This is a genomic window from Citricoccus parietis, from assembly GCF_042433045.1.
Taxonomy (GTDB): Bacteria; Actinomycetota; Actinomycetes; order Actinomycetales; family Micrococcaceae; genus Citricoccus; species Citricoccus parietis.
In genome coordinates, this window is sequence record NZ_JBHLWH010000005.1 from 85,560 (window position 1) to 100,367 (window position 14,808).

Consider the following 14,808-nt stretch of genomic DNA (forward strand, 5'->3'; position numbering starts at 1 on the left):
GCGCGGATCCGGCATGGACGCGGACCGCTACAGGGAGATCAACTCCCCATGCTACCCCTCACGGGGGTGCTCCGCCGCCCCGGTGAGGGGTAGCCACCGCTCCGAGGCAACGAAAAAGCCCTTGTTCCGAAGAGCAAGGGCTTTTCATCTGGTGGAGGTAAGGGGATTCGAACCCCTGACCTTCTCCATGCCATGGAGACGCGCTACCAACTGCGCCATACCCCCAGATGCGTTGTTTCCGGCCTTCCCGTTTCCGTTCCGTCCGAAGCAACTCCATAAATATACACAGCACTTCGCATGCTCCGCAAATCGAACGGAACCCCTGTGGCCGAGGGCACAGAGCATTACAGCTAGCCGGCCCCGCGCCGGCCTTTACCCGTTGATCATCCGCTCATCACGCGTTGTAGGCCTCGATCCGCCACCGCCCGGGGCGCTGCGGCGAACCCTCGAGCACGATCGCCGCACCATTGCGCAGCCGCTCCAACCGCCCCATCCCGGCTGCATCCATGCCGGTCAGAAGCGTGGCTGCGGCCCGGAGGCAGTTGCCGTGGGCCGTGACCAGCATGGTCTCCGGCATGCCGAGGGTGGACTCCGCCTCGTCCACCATGCGGGTGATGGCGGTGACCACCCTGGTGCCCGACTGCCGCGGGGTCTCCCCGCCCAGAGGGCCGTGGTCGAGATGGGAGCTGCGCCACGTGGTCCAGTCATCCGGCCACTGGGTCCGGATCTCGCTGAAGCTCAGACCCTCCCAGGTGCCGCCGCCGGTCTCCTTGAACTCCTCGTGCAGCACCAGGTCCAGACCACGGCCGTCCACCACGGATTCCGCGGTGGCGCGGGCCCGGACCAGGGGTGAGGACGCCGCCAGGTCGAAATGGTGGCCGGCCAGCCGCACTGCGGCCTCCGCGGCCTGGGACCGGCCGACATCGTCCAGGGGGATATCCGTGTGTCCCTGGTAGCGCTCCTCGGCGTTCCACGCCGTACGGCCATGCCGCAACAAGACCAGTCGCATCCCGTCTCCCCCGGCTCAGTCTCGGTCAGTACTGTTCAGTCTTGTTCAACTCAGTCTTGTTCAGCCCTGTGGAGAGAGATCAATCCTGGTCCCGGCTGGGGGTCCAGTCCCGCTGACCCTCGTCCGGGTCCACCGCGGAACCGCCCTCATCCACGGCGACGCCATCGGCCAAGCCGAGGTCCACCAGAGGGGCGTCCTTCCAGAGACGGTCCAGCGCATAGAACACGCGCTCCTCCTCGTGCTGGACGTGCACCACGAAGTGCCCGTAGTCCAGCAGGACCCAGCGGCCACCGGCCTTGCCCTCGCGGCGGATGACATCCAGCGTGAGTTGTTGGGTCAGCACGTCCTCGATCTCATCCACCACCGAGACGACCTGCCGTTCGGAGCCGGCGGAGGCGATCAGGAAGGCGTCCGTGAGGCCCATCTGCTGCGCCACGTCAACGGCCACGATGTCCGTGGCCTGCTTGTCTGCAGCGGCCTGTCCGGCCAGTTTGAGTGCGGTCAGGGTGGTCTCGGGAATGGTCATAGGCACCTCGGTGTGGATCGGTCAGCGAACGGGTCGGATGAGTGGACTCAGGAAGGAATCGGAAGAAACAGTGAAAGCAGTGGAAAGGACGGAGGTAGCGGTGGAGGGACGGCCGTCAGAAGACGATGGCGAGGATCAGGGCGACCACGAGGATCAGAACCACGATCCCGGCCACGATCATCAGGGTCCGCTCGCGTGAGGACCATTCGGAGGCCTGGATGGAGTCGAGTCCATGCGCGGACTGTGCGTCCACGGGATCGTGCCGGCCTGTGGGAGAGACTGTCCCCTGCTTCGGTGCGGCAGGGCCAGCCGCCGGCTTCGATACGGCCGTTGACCTCGCCACCGAGGTCGAAGAGACCTGCGGAGCCGACGGCGAGACCTGGCGGATGAGGCCGGTGTTGAGCTGCCGAGCCTTCTCGGCCAACAGCTCCTGCTCCCGGAGCAGGGCGGGGTCGACCGTGGAGGGGTCCGCCCCTGCCGCGGCCTCGATCCGGGCAGCCAGCGCGGCGCCCTCCGCGGCGAGCGACTCACGGGTGAACGGTTGTCCAGCGGAGGCGCCCGGTGCAACGGACGTGGACGTGCCGCCATCGGTGATCTCAGCGGACTCCGCCACAGCGCCAGAGGGGGCCCCTGCCGGTGCCTCCGCCCTGCGGGCCCGGGTGGCCTCGCGGCGGGTGGACGGCCGGACGGGCTCCGGGTTGCCGCGTTCGCCGGCACTCGCGGATTCCAGGGGGGCAGGACCACCCGCGGCGGCCGTGACGGCCGGCATGGCAGCGACCGGAATGGCAGTGCCCTGCTGGCGACGCCATTCGCGCAGTTGCCGCCGCGAGAGCGGCTGCCCGTCCGGGCCCACGGGAACGCCGTCACGGTCCAGCGTCACGTCCTCGGGCAGCAGGTCAGCTGAGGAGGCCGCCGCCGACGCGGTGGACTGCTTCCCCGGTCCCCCGGCCCCACGGTCCGCTGCACCGGTGGCCCGGCGGGCCTTCAGCGCGGGCCGGTCCGCGGGGGCTGTGTCGCCGCCGGTCGGGGCGCCCGCCTCGTCCGGGGACTTGATGGCATAGGCACCGCCTCCGGGCTCACCCGTGGCGTAGATGACGCGGGGCAGCTGTCCGGTGAGCGGGCCGACGTCGGCGGGGCTGATGGAGGTGGCCGGCAGCTCCAGGATCGTCGCCTTGGAGAGATCGCCGGCCGGGGCGCCCGCGTCGCTGTCCGCGCGGCGGTGCTGGCGCAGTGAGCGCCGCGTCGGCAGCTGCGGCTCGGCCGGGGTTCCGCCGGTGGTGGCCGCGGCCGGCTCCACCCCCGGCGCACCGCGCTTGATCTGGGGCCTGCCCAGACGGGGGTTGGCGGCCTGCGGCTTCTGGTCCTGCTGATGACTCATACGGTGGTTCCCGGCGTCGATGCTGGTGCGGCAGCCGGTTCCCCGGACTGCCGTGGTGTATCCGGGAGCATCTCGGGCGGACGGCTCCCCCCGGTGAACGGCTCCTGGCCGTCACCGCTGCCGCCGCCCAGCCCCCCTCCGGGGATATGGGCGGACGGGAGGTACAGGTTGTGCTTGGCGATGTATTGGACCACGCCGTCCGGCACCAGGTACCAGACCGGTTTGCCGTCCTGGACCCGGTCTCGGCAATCGGTGGAGGAGATCGACATGGCGGGGATCTCCATGAGCTTGACGCCGGTCTCCGGCCCCAGCTCAACCAAGTCGTGCCCCGGACGGGTCACGCCCACGAACTGGGCCATGTCCCAGAGCTTCTCGACGTCCTTCCAGGTCATGATCTGCTCGAGGGCGTCGGCACCGGTGATGAAGAACAGCTCGGCCTCGGGCCGCAGGGTCTTCAGGTCGCGCAGGGTGTCCGCCGTGTACGTGGGACCGGGCCTGTCGATGTCCACGCGGGACACCGTGAAGCGGGGGTTCGAGGCAGTCGCGACCACGGTCATGAGATACCGGTGCTCAGCGGGTGACACCCTCCCCGCGTCCTTCTGCCAGGGTTGGCCGGTGGGCACGAAGACGACCTCATCCAGGTCCAGCTCGGAGGCCACCTCGGAGGCGGCGACGAGGTGGCCGTGGTGGATGGGGTCGAAGGTGCCGCCCATGATGCCCAGGCGGAAGCGACGGTGGGTCACAGTGAGATGCGGTTCAGGGGTGGATCAGTGGCCGGAACGCTGGCTGCCGTGGCCGGCCGATCCGTGGACGTTGACGTCAGTGGCCGGCGCGGGGTGGCGCTGCGAGACGGAACGCAGGGACATGGTGGCCACCAGCAGCAGCATCAGGATGGCGAAGGCTCCCACGCCGAAGACCCAGGCCGGGGCGACGAGCTCGTTGACCACGTGGGCCTCTTCAGCGGCAACGGCCACGGCCGCGGTGATGTTCTGCATCTGGTGGTTCTCCCTTAAGACTGCTATGACGGCCGGCGCCCCGGCCACGTATCACGGTGATGTCTGCGGTCCATCCTAGTACGTTCCCCGCAGGGCTCCGGCCTGCGTCAGGATCGGACCTGGCCCTGGCCGCGCAGCACCCACTTGGTGGTGGTGAGTTCCTCGAGGCCCATCGGCCCGCGTGCGTGCATCTTCTGCGTGGAGATCCCCACCTCGGCGCCGAGCCCGAGCTGACCGCCGTCCGTGAAGCGGGTGGAGGCGTTGACGATGACCGCGGCGGAGTCGATCTCGGCGACGAACCGGTCGGCGTTGGCCAGGTCGTTGGTCACGATCGCCTCGGTGTGCCCGGTGGACCAGCGTCGGATGTGGTCCATGGCCTCGTCGAGCGAGCCCACGGTCTTCACGGCGAGTTCGAGGGCCAGGTACTCGGTGCCCCAGTCCTCCTCCGTGGCCGGCGTGGCCGTGGCTTCCGCCTCGGTGGGCAACCAGGCGCGGGCGCCCTCGTCCACGTGCAGGAGCACCCCGGCCCGGTGCAGGGCGCGCAGCACCTCGCGCCCGGCCTCCTCCGCCCCCGCGTGGATCAGCAGGGTCTCGGCGGTGTTGCACACGGAGACGCGCTGGGTCTTGGCATTCAGGGCGATGTCCACAGCCATCTTCACGGGAGCCGACTCGTCGATGTAGAGGTGCACGTTGCCCTCACCGGTCTCGATGACGGGCACCTTGGCGTTGCGGACCACGGACTGGATCAGCTCCCGTCCGCCACGAGGCACCAGCACATCCACGGAGCCGCGCTCGGACATCAGGGCCGTGGCCCCGTCCCGGCCGAACTCATCGATCCCCTGGACGATGTCCGCGTCGAAGCCGTGGGACAGTGCCTGCTCCCGGAGGATCTGGATGAGCACCGTGTTGGTCTCCCTCGCAGCGGAGCCACCGCGCAGGATCACGGCGTTGCCGGACTTCAGGGCCAGGCCGGCGATGTCCACGGTGACGTTGGGGCGGGCCTCGTAGATGGCTCCCACCACGCCCAGGGGGACGCGCAGCTGGGTCATGTGCAGGCCGTTGGGCAGGTCCCGTCCGCGCACCACGTTGCCGACCGGGTCCGGCAACGCCACGAGCTCCTCCAGAGCGGTGGCGAGGGCCTCGATCCGCGGCGCGTCCAGGCTGAGCCGGTCGAGCATGGCCTCTGATGTGCCCTTCTCGCGGCCGTTCTCCACGTCCTTGCGGTTGGCCGCCAGGATCGCGGAGGCGTTCTGACGCAGCGCGTCCGCCATGCCCTGCAGCGTCTCGTCCTTCCGGGCCCGACGCGCGGTGGCCAGTTCCGGACGCGCCCTGCGGGCCCGCTCGGCCACCGCGAGGATCGCCTCGCGGACCTCCTGCGGCACCGTGGCCCCGGCCGGTTCCCCGGTGGGTCCGGTTCCGGTCGCTGAGTCGGTGACGGTGGCGTTGTTCTGGGCAGTCGTGGACATGCCACCAGCCTAGCGCCGGGGCCGTGCCCTCGCCGGCAGTCGGACACAATCGTCGGTGTGCACCACGGGCCGCTGGTACTCCGGCCCGAACTCCTCGCGCAGCTGGACGGTGTGCCGTCCGAGCATGGCCGGAAGCTCCGTCGAGGAGTAGTTGACGAAGCCACGGGCCACCACGGTGCCGAGGGCGTCTGCCAGCTCGACCGGGTCGCCGGCCTCGAAGGACCCTTCCACCCCGGTGATCCCGGCCGGCAGCAGGGACCGGCGGTTCTTCACGACCGCGGCGACCGCGCCGTCGTCGAGCACCACGCGGCCCTGCACCTCGGCGAGCAGGCCGAGCCAGATGCCGCGCGCGGACTGCCGCTTCCCGGAGGCCTGGAACCAGGTGCCCACGTCCTCACCGGCCAGCGCGGCCTCGGCGTTCTGCGCCGAGGTGACGATCGCGTGGATCCCCGAGCCGGTGGCGATCCCGGCTGCGTCCACCTTGGTGACCATGCCTCCGGTCCCGACGCCGGCCGGCCCGGTCCGCCCGATCAGCACCGTGTCCAGGTCCGCCTTCGAGACCACGTGGGCGATGCGTTCCGAGCCCGGACGTGACGGCGGCGCGGTGTACAGGGCATCGACGTCTGTCAGCAGCAGCAGCGCATCCGCTCGCAACAGGTTGGCCACGAGGGCCGAGAGCCGGTCGTTGTCCCCGAACCGGATCTCCGCGGTGGTGACGGTGTCGTTCTCGTTCACGATCGGGACCACAGACAACGCCAGTAGCCGGTTCAGTGCCCGGTGCGCATTGGTGTACTGGGTGCGGCGGCTCAGGTCCTCCGCGGTCAGCAGCACCTGCGCCACCTCGGTGCCGTGGCGCGCAAAGGAGGCCGTGTACTCGGCCAGCAGCTTGCCCTGACCGACGGCGGCCGCGGCCTGCTGCGTGGCCAGGTCACGCGGGCGCTTGCCCAACCCCAGGGGGTGGATGCCGGCGGCGATGGTCCCCGAGGACACCAGGATGACCTCCGTGCCGCGGGCGCGGACGGCGGCGATCGTGTCCACGAGCGCATCGATGGCCTCCCGGTTCACGCCCGTGGGGGTGGTCAGGGAGGAGGAACCGATCTTGATGACCAGGCGGCGGGCCCGGTGCAGGGTGTCCCGACCCGTCACCGGATTGGGGACCTGCTCAGCCATGGGAGTCCTCAGAGCCGGAGCCCCTCGTTGTATCAGCCTCATCGGCCGTGCCGGACCCGGAGGTCTCATCGGTCTCGTCGGACGTGCCGGTCTCATCGTCGCTGATACCCGCCAGGCGGTTGATCTCCTGGTCCACCGCCCACACGCCGGTGCGTCGCTCACCCTCGAGGTCGGCCTGGGTCGCGGCGCGGGCGGCCTTACGCTCCTCGTAGTCGCGGCGCTTGTCCTCACGGGTGGGACGCTGGCGGTCCTCCATGCGGAGGTCCGCACCGCGGGGGCCGCCCAGCAGTTCGGCACCGGCCGCCATGGTCGGCTCCCAGTCGAAGACCACACCGTCGTCATCCGAACCGATGACCACGGCGTCCCCGGGCTTGGCGCCCTGCTTGAACAGCTCGTCCTCCACGCCGAGGCGGTTGAGGCGGTCGGCCAGGTACCCCACGGCCTCGTCCACGGTGAAGTCGGTCTGGGCCACCCACCGTTCGGGCTTAACGCCACGGACCCGGAACAGGGGCTCGAGGTTGCGCTCCTCACGGCGGATCTCGAACTCTCCGCTGCGGCCCTTGCGCGAGCGGACGGAACGCGGGCGGATGACCTCGGGTGCGGCGATCTCCTCGGGCTCGGGCAGCCGTTCGCGGGCCTGGCGGACCAGGTCGGCCATCGCGAACTTCAACGGGTCCAGTCCCTTGTGGGAGACGGCGGAGACCTCGAAGACGCGCAGTCCACGCGCTTCCAGCGTGGAGCGGACCATGTCCGCCATGTCCTGGCCGTCCGGAAGGTCGGTCTTGTTCAGGGCGATCAGCCGGGGGCGTTCGTTCAGCGGGATGACGCCCTGGCCACCTTGGGCGAAGGTCGGCTCCACGGCATAGGCGGCGAGTTCGGCCTCGATGGCCTCGAAGTCGGAGAGCGGATCCCGGTCTGACTCCAGGGAGCCGCAGTCCAGTACGTGCACCAGGGCCGCGCAGCGCTCCACGTGGCGCAGGAACTCCAGGCCCAGGCCCTTGCCCTCCGAGGCACCCGGGATCAGGCCCGGGACGTCGGCCACGGTGTACCGGGTGTCCCCGGCCTGGACCACGCCGAGGTTCGGCACCAGGGTGGTGAACGGGTAGTCGGCGATCTTCGGGCGGGCCGCGGAGATGGAGGCGATGAGGGAGGACTTGCCGGCCGAGGGGAAACCCACCAGGGCCACGTCCGCCACGGACTTCAGTTCCAGGACGATGTCCCGCTCGTCCCCGGGGATGCCAAGCAGGGCGAACCCGGGGGCCCTGCGCTTGGCCGAGGACAGCGCCGCATTGCCGAGGCCGCCCATGCCGCCCTCCGCGGCCACGAAGCTGGCGCCGTGGCCCACGAGGTCGGCGAGGATGTTGCCCTCGGCGTCCTTGACCACGGTTCCGTCAGGCACGCTCAGCGTCAGGGACTCGCCGGTGGCGCCATTGCGGAAGTCGCCCATCCCGGGACCGCCGTTGCCACCATGGCGGTGCGGTGCGTGGTGGTAGGAGAGCAACGTGGTGGTCTGTGAGTCCACGATCAGGGTGACGTCACCGCCGTCCCCGCCGTTGCCGCCGTCGGGACCACCCAGGGGCTTGAACTTCTCCCGCTTCACGGAGGCCACGCCGTGCCCTCCATGCCCGCCGGAAACGTGCAGGACCACCCGGTCCACGAAAGCCGCCATGGCCGCCTCTCCTCAGAACTTCTCGGTACCACCCGTGCGGTGGTGACCAGTCTTGCGCAGATCGCTGCACTCCGGGGCGGAGCACAGGGCGCGTTAACCACTGCGGCGGAGGCGGGCCGCAGTGGCCCACCCCCGCCGGAGCGTTGAACTACTGGGGAATCACTCCCCCGGTGCCGTCAGCTGAATGATCACTCAGCAGCGGCAGTAACGATGTTCACGACCTTGCGGCCACGACGGTTGCCGAACTCGACGGCGCCGGCGGACAGGGCGAACAGGGTGTCGTCCTTGCCGATGCCGACGTTGGCGCCCGGGTGGAACTTGGTACCGCGCTGGCGGACCAGGATCTCGCCGGCGTTGACGGCCTGGCCGCCGAAACGCTTGACGCCCAGGAACTGTGCGTTCGAATCGCGGCCGTTCTTGGAGGAACTACCGGCCTTCTTATGTGCCATGGTGCAATCCTTCGGTGTTTATCTCGGGGACCTGGAAGTCCGGATCAGGCGATCGAGGTGACCTTGACGGTGGTCAGCTCGGAACGGTGACCCTGGCGCTTCTTGTAGCCGGTCTTGTTCTTGTACTTCTGGATGACAATCTTCTTGCCACGGGAATGGTCAACGACCTCGGCAGTGACCTTGACCTTGGCCAGGTCATCGGTACCGGTGGTCACCTTGTCCCCGTCCACCAGCATGACGGCGGACAGCTCCAGGGAGCTTCCGGCCTCAGCGGCAACGCGGTCAAGGGTAACGAGGTCTCCAACGGAGACCTTTTCCTGGCGGCCGCCAGCGCGGACAATCGCGTACACCACTTGGGACTCACTTCTCTCGACATTTACGAATCTGTTCGACTGCAACCCGGCCTGCCCAAACCAGCGGTGTCCGGCCGGCAAAGGCGGACGGTCCCGGACAGCGGGGGCAACGGCTCTCGGCGTACCGGCGGGCTTTCCAATACCCAATTCACCGGGCAGACAGAAAACGACGGCGGCGCAGCACCGAGTATCTATCCTACCCGCCGGTGCCCCCTCGGGCCAAATGACACGCTCACTCGGGGCGGGCGATATCCTCCGCCTTGACCCCGACACCGAGCATCATCGGCGCGGCCGAGGGCGCAGCCGCCTTCTGCTGGGCCTCCGCCCCGGTGCCGCTCCCGGCCGGGGCGGCGGTAGCGCTGAAGCGATGACCACCGGCGTTCTCGCCGGCCGCCGCGATCTCCACCGTCCGGATGTCACCGGCCCCCTCGGAGGAGGCCGCCCGACGACGGCGCTGAGGCCGCGCTGCCGGTTCCGCCTGAGCTGCCTGACCTGCCTGACCTGCCTGACCTGCCTGGGGAGTATCGCCGGAGGCGCGCTGGTCGCGGGGGGTCTTCTGGTCGAGGGCGCTCTCCAGTGATGCCAGGTCGGCCTGGGGGGCCGCCGTGGCCTTCGACCGCCGGGAGCGGCGCTTGGCCTGCGGCACCTCGACGGCCTCGCCCGCGAGGGTCAGGGTCGAGGGTGCCGGATCCGGCTGATCCTGGCCGGCTTCCTGACGGGTCTCCCGTTCCGGTGCCGGCTGGGAGTCCTTCTCGGGGATGGAGGTCCCGTCCTTCTCCTCATGCGCGCTGGCCGCGGCGGCTGCCATGTTGGCGAAGGCCGCCCGGGCCGCTTCGGCACGCGCCTTGCGCTCGGCCTCCTCCTCGGGGGTGAGCTTCTGCTCGACCGGCGGCTCGTGCTGCTCATGACGCTCACGCTCGGCCTGGCGTTCCCGGCTGCGGCGGCGGCGCTCACTGCGGGAGGACTTCCGGCCGCCGTCGCTGGAGTCGTCCTGCCCGGAACCACCGGAACCACCAGATCCACCGGATCCGCCCGTTCCGCCGTGGCTGTGGGACGCGCTGTGGGCCCGCGGTTCGCCGTGGGCATTGTGGGCGCGGCGGTGCTCCACCGGCATGTCATGGACGATGATGCCGCGGCCGTTGCAGTGCTCACAGGTCTCCGAGAAGATCTCGACGAGGCCGGTGCCCATCCGCTTGCGGGTCATCTGGACCAGGCCGAGCGAGGTCACCTCGGCGACCTGGTGCTTGGTGCGGTCGCGGCCGAGGCACTCGACCATGCGACGCAGCACTAGATCACGGTTGGACTCGAGCACCATGTCGATGAAGTCGATGACGATGATGCCGCCGATGTCCCGCAGGCGCAGCTGCCGGACGATCTCCTCGGCAGCCTCGAGGTTGTTCTTGGTGACGGTCTCCTCGAGGTTGCCCCCGGACCCGGTGAACTTGCCGGTGTTGACGTCCACCACGGTCATGGCCTCGGTGCGGTCGATGACGAGCGAGCCGCCGGAGGGCAGGAAGACCTTGCGGTCCAGCGCCTTCTGCAGCTGCTCGTCGATGCGGTTGGACGCGAACAGGTCCTCGCCGCCGTGTTCCTCGGGCTTCCACTGCGCCAGGCGGGGCAGCAGGTCCGGCGCCACGTAGGTCACGTAGGCCTCGATGTTGTCCCAGACGTCCTCGCCCTGGACGATCATGCCGGAGAAGTCCTCGTTGAAGACGTCCCGGACGACCTTGATCGTCAGGTCCGGTTCCGAGTAGAGCAGTTCCGGCGCCAGGGTCTTCGTGGAGGTCGACTTCTCCTCGATACCCTCCCACTGGGCGCGCAGGCGGTTGATGTCATGCATCAGCTCCTGCTCCGAGGTGCCCTCGGCCGCCGTGCGCACGATCACGCCGGCGTTCTCCGGGAGATGGTCCTTCAGGATCTTCTTCAGGCGGGAGCGCTCGACGTCCGGAAGCTTGCGGGAGATGCCCGTCATGGAACCACCCGGCACGTAGACGAGGTACCGGCCCGGCAGGGAGATCTGGCTGGTGAGCCGGGCGCCCTTGTGGCCGACCGGATCCTTGGTGACCTGGACGAGGACGGAGTCGCCGGACTTCAGGGCGTTCTCGATCTTGCGGGACTTGCCCTCGAGATTGGCGGCATCCCAATTGACCTCGCCGGCGTAGAGCACCGCGTTGCGGCCGCGGCCGATATCCACGAAGGCGGCCTCCATGGACGGCAGCACGTTCTGGACCTTGCCCACGTAGACGTTGCCGATCATCGAGTCCTGGGTGGTGTTGGACACGAAGTGTTCGGCCAGGACCCCGTCCTCCATGACGGCGATCTGGATGCGGTGCTCACGCTGGCGGACCAGCATCTTGCGGTCCACCGACTCGCGGCGGGCCAGGAACTCGGCCTCGGTGATCACATGGCGGCGCTGGCGGCCACCGGAGCGTGAATCGCGGCGGCGCTGGCGCTTGGCCTCCAGACGGGTGGAGCCCTTGAGGGAGGTGACGGCCTCCGGACCGGTGGAGGCGGCCTGGCGGGGCGCGCGAACACGGGTCACGGTGTTCTCCGGGTCATCCCCGGCGCCACCCTCCAGCTCCATGTCCACGTCGCCGCGGCGACGCTTGCGGCGGCGGCGCGAACCGTTGCCGTCGCCCTCGGCGTCCGAGCCGTCCACGTGGGACTGGTTCTCACGCCCGTCTCCGCCGCGCGCACCGGAGCTGCGCTGGGACTGGTCGTCGCCGTCATCGTCTTCCGAGGTGGTGCTGCCCTGGTCCGAGGCGCTGCCCGAGCGGCCCCGGCTGCGGCGGCGACGGCGGGAGCTGCGGGAACCGGACTGGCCGCTCTCGTCATCCTGCTCGTCCCGGTCATCGCGAGACATGCCGGAGTCGTCAGCCGTGGCCTCGAGCTCGTCGTAGCCGCCGCTGGCGTCCTCGTCCTGACGGCGGTTGCGGTTCTGACGCGGGCCGCGACCCTCGGGCTCACTGCGCTCACTGCGCTCACTGCGGTCATCGCGGGACCTGCGCGGTACCGGAGGAAGGGTGGACAGGTCCGGAGCCTTGAAGATCAGGGCCAACGGGTCATCCGGGATGGCGAAGGGGTCATCAACGGCCGGCTTCTCCTCGGCGGGTTCCGTCGCCGCGGCACCACCAGCCGTGGCCGTATCCGAGGGGCCAGCCGGGTCCTCGGACTCGGCGGCCGGGGAATCCTCGGCGGAGGACGATTCCTGGGCGACCGTTGCTCCGGCGTCCTCGGGAACCGCTGAGGGCGGATCCAGCGTCCGGTCCCCCGTGGTCTGCGCGTCCTGTTCGGACGTTGCTGCTGCGTCGTTGTCGTGGTGTTCGTTGGCTGCCATGGACAGCACCTCCTGCACCGCGGTCACGCCACACTCGTGCCCGTGGAGCGGCTCGGTCCGTTCCCGGTGGCGTTTCCCCCGATCCGTCAAGCGGTACTCGGGGTGCCGCCGTCGACGGACTCCAAAAAGTCTTAGGTGAACCGTAGGTTCGGTCTCCGCTGGATGCGGCGCCCTCTCCCGGAACCATCGGCGGCCATCCCGGTCTCACGCGTCTTGTCGCGTGCCAATGGCGGCTGTCGCAAGGCCGAGGACGCGTGGTCCGCGTCTCTGAAGGCCTGGCAGTTTCCTTACACTGCCTCAGTCCTCTACCGCCGGCCCGGTGGCCGTCCAATGGACCCTGCCCATGGTGTGGCCATCGGCGGGTCGAGGACCATTCTCTCACACGGGGGGCCTGATCGGCGGGATGAAGCCGATCGGCCTCCACCATCCGGCGCCACGGCCGTGCTCCGCACCGCGACTCGTTCACGGCAGCACCCCACGTTCTACGATGGAGCGGTGAACTCCCCCGCAGACGCCTCCCCCCGCACCGCGACCGACGCCGGCAGTGACGTCGCCACCCCCGGCGGTGGGCTCGACGACCGCCTCAGCTGGTACGCCCGGCCCTTCGGCACGGCGTGGATGATGCTGATCACCGCCCTGCTGGGCCTGTACGGCACCCTCATGCTGGTCATGGAACGGGTGATGCTGTGGAACGATCCGAACCACATCACCAGTTGCGATCTCAATCCCTGGGTGTCCTGCGGCGAGGTCATGAAGACGTGGCAGTCCCAGCTGTTCAACTTCCCCAACCAGTTCATCGGCATGGTGGCATTCCCGATCGTCATCACCATCGCCATGGGCCTCTTCGCCCGGGCGCGGTTCGCCCGCTGGTTCTGGATCGGCATGAACCTCGGAGTCCTGGCCGGCTTCGTCTTCATCGTCTGGTTGTGGAGCCAGGCCGTCTACGAGATCAACATCCTCTGCCTGTACTGCATGGTCGTCTGGGCCGGCATGATCCCCCTGTTCGTCCTGCTGACATCCCGGAACATCCAGCACGGCGTGATCCCCGCCCCGGCCGGCCTGCGGAAGTTCGCCGCCGAGTGGTCCTGGCCGGTCATCGTCCTGCTCTACGTGGGCGTGCTGGCCTCCATCCTGCTGCGCTTCTCCAACGCCTTCTTCTGAGCAGCTGTCCGGGCGGCCTGCCCCAGCGAACCGCCCCAGCGAACAGCTTGAGGCTCAGGCGAGCAGCGTGACCAGGTCAGTGCGCATGGCGGCCGGGTCCTGGTCCGGGCTCGGCTCGGTCACGTAGATCTCCCAGAACGGCAGCGCCGGCTGATGCCCGGCCTCGGCCACGGCCTGCATGAAGGCGCTCCAGGCGTCCCCCAGGCTGTCATACGCGCCGAGGTGGGACACGATCGCGATCCGGCCTCCCGGCAACTCGGAGGATGCCAACGTGATCCCAGATCCCGCGGTGACCGGCTCCTCCAGAGGGCGGTCCACCGGCAGACCCACCTCCATGTCCACCGTGTCCGAGGGCATCCGGGTGTGCAGCGAGAAGGCGGGGCCGACCGGCTGGAGGCCATGGGCGCCGAGTGCGGGAAAGAGCGCGGAGAAGGTGGAATCGAACACCTCCGCCATGGCGGCCATCGGCGAATCGGTGACGGCCTGCACCACCGTGGTGACCGGCGGCACCTCGAGGACCGTGACCTCGGTGTAGGGGGCGGCCAGGTAGTACGGGCTGGAGGCGTTCTGCGTCATGATGACTCCTCGGGTCGGGGGGGGGTGTCCCTCTGTTCTCTGTCCAGTGGCGGCGGGATCCAGGATCACCCTAGGACCCGGGCCCGCGCGGCCCCACTCCAAACGTGCGGTTTGCATCGGCAGTCCCGCCGTGGGAACGAGAAAGTCATCACCCCAGAAGGTCCGAGCGAGTCTTCCTCGCCCGGATCTTCCTGGGTGATGACGGTTCAGCGGGGTTCAGTCGGAGCGGCCGGACGGGTCAGGCGAACCAGATGCCGAGCTCGCGGGTGGCTGACTCGGTGGAGTCGGAGCCGTGGACCAGGTTCTTCTGCACGGACTCGCCCCAGTCGCGGCCGAGGTCACCGCGGATGGTTCCGGGGGCCGCGGTGGTGGGCTCCGTGGCGCCGGCCAGCGAGCGGAAGCCCTCGATGACTCGGTTGCCCCGCAGGCGCACGGCCACGACCGGGCCGGAACCCATGAACTCGACGAGCGGCTCGAAGAAGGGCTTGCCCTCGTGCTCGGCGTAGTGCTGCACGAGCATCTCGCGGCTCGGCTCAAGCATCCTCAGGTCCGCGATGGTGTATCCCTTGGCCTCGACGCGGGCCAGGATCTGGCCCGTCAGGTTGCGGGCGACTCCGTCGGGCTTGATGAGGACGAGGGTCTCTTCGACAGTGGTGGTCACAGATGCTCCTTGGATATCCAGGGGTCGGGTGGTCCCGGGATGGATGGTTTTTCTAGGC

Annotated in this window: 14 protein-coding genes and 1 tRNA gene; 1 reads left to right on the forward strand and 14 read right to left on the reverse strand. The window is 69.3% G+C overall.

What is annotated here, in order from left to right:
- Window positions 1-149: 149 nt before the first annotated feature.
- The 12 genes from ACFFIO_RS01195 to ACFFIO_RS01250 form a co-directional block, all read right to left on the reverse strand.
- Window positions 150-225 (reverse strand) — tRNA-Ala (locus ACFFIO_RS01195).
- 169 nt (window positions 226-394) lie between these two features.
- Window positions 395-1,009, reverse strand: a complete 615-nt coding sequence (locus ACFFIO_RS01200; protein WP_378039861.1) for a histidine phosphatase family protein — start codon at window positions 1,007-1,009, stop codon at window positions 395-397.
- Between the two features lie 79 nt (window positions 1,010-1,088).
- The gene (gene rsfS, locus ACFFIO_RS01205) at window positions 1,089-1,535 is read right to left on the reverse strand and encodes a ribosome silencing factor (RefSeq protein ID WP_378039862.1); all 447 of its coding nucleotides are present in this window, start codon (window positions 1,533-1,535) and stop codon (window positions 1,089-1,091) included.
- Window positions 1,536-1,650: 115 nt separating this feature from the next.
- A complete protein-coding gene (locus tag ACFFIO_RS01210; protein WP_378039863.1) occupies window positions 1,651-2,913 on the reverse strand; it encodes a hypothetical protein in 1,263 nt (420 codons plus the stop codon).
- Window positions 2,910-3,626 carry a nicotinate-nucleotide adenylyltransferase gene (gene nadD / locus ACFFIO_RS01215; protein WP_378039996.1) on the reverse strand — a complete coding sequence of 239 codons (717 nt, stop codon included), beginning with the start codon at window positions 3,624-3,626 and terminating at the stop codon, window positions 2,910-2,912. The genes ACFFIO_RS01210 and nadD overlap by 4 nt, the downstream gene beginning before the upstream one ends.
- Before the next feature lie 54 nt (window positions 3,627-3,680).
- Window positions 3,681-3,908, reverse strand: coding sequence for a hypothetical protein (locus ACFFIO_RS01220; protein ID WP_378039864.1), 228 nt, complete (start codon window positions 3,906-3,908; stop codon window positions 3,681-3,683).
- Between the two features lie 107 nt (window positions 3,909-4,015).
- Window positions 4,016-5,374, reverse strand: a complete 1,359-nt coding sequence (locus ACFFIO_RS01225; RefSeq protein WP_378039865.1) for a glutamate-5-semialdehyde dehydrogenase — start codon at window positions 5,372-5,374, stop codon at window positions 4,016-4,018.
- Between the two features lie 9 nt (window positions 5,375-5,383).
- Window positions 5,384-6,544, reverse strand: coding sequence for a glutamate 5-kinase (proB, locus tag ACFFIO_RS01230; protein WP_378039866.1), 1,161 nt, complete (start codon window positions 6,542-6,544; stop codon window positions 5,384-5,386).
- Window positions 6,537-8,213 carry a GTPase ObgE gene (obgE, locus tag ACFFIO_RS01235; protein WP_378039867.1) on the reverse strand — a complete coding sequence of 559 codons (1,677 nt, stop codon included), beginning with the start codon at window positions 8,211-8,213 and terminating at the stop codon, window positions 6,537-6,539. Before obgE ends, proB begins: the two co-directional genes overlap by 8 nt.
- 188 nt (window positions 8,214-8,401) lie before the next feature.
- Entirely contained in the window at window positions 8,402-8,662 is a 261-nt protein-coding gene (gene rpmA, locus ACFFIO_RS01240; protein ID WP_378039868.1) for a 50S ribosomal protein L27, read from the reverse strand.
- Window positions 8,663-8,706: 44 nt separating this feature from the next.
- On the reverse strand, window positions 8,707-9,015 hold the full coding sequence (gene rplU / locus ACFFIO_RS01245; protein ID WP_159550664.1) for a 50S ribosomal protein L21: 309 nt from the start codon (window positions 9,013-9,015) through the stop codon (window positions 8,707-8,709).
- Window positions 9,016-9,247: 232 nt separating this feature from the next.
- Window positions 9,248-12,352, reverse strand: coding sequence for an Rne/Rng family ribonuclease (locus ACFFIO_RS01250; protein WP_378039869.1), 3,105 nt, complete (start codon window positions 12,350-12,352; stop codon window positions 9,248-9,250).
- 495 nt (window positions 12,353-12,847) lie between these two features.
- On the opposite strand from ACFFIO_RS01250, the gene ACFFIO_RS01255 reads away from it, so the two are divergent.
- The gene (locus tag ACFFIO_RS01255) at window positions 12,848-13,513 is read left to right on the forward strand and encodes a vitamin K epoxide reductase family protein (RefSeq protein WP_378039870.1); all 666 of its coding nucleotides are present in this window, start codon (window positions 12,848-12,850) and stop codon (window positions 13,511-13,513) included.
- Window positions 13,514-13,567: 54 nt separating this feature from the next.
- On the opposite strand, the gene ACFFIO_RS01260 is transcribed toward ACFFIO_RS01255, so the two are convergent.
- Together ACFFIO_RS01260 and ndk are read right to left on the reverse strand one after the other, a co-directional pair.
- On the reverse strand, window positions 13,568-14,089 hold the full coding sequence (locus ACFFIO_RS01260; protein WP_378039871.1) for a GyrI-like domain-containing protein: 522 nt from the start codon (window positions 14,087-14,089) through the stop codon (window positions 13,568-13,570).
- Between the two features lie 238 nt (window positions 14,090-14,327).
- Entirely contained in the window at window positions 14,328-14,750 is a 423-nt protein-coding gene (gene ndk / locus ACFFIO_RS01265; protein ID WP_229672733.1) for a nucleoside-diphosphate kinase, read from the reverse strand.
- Window positions 14,751-14,808 lie beyond the last annotated feature (58 nt).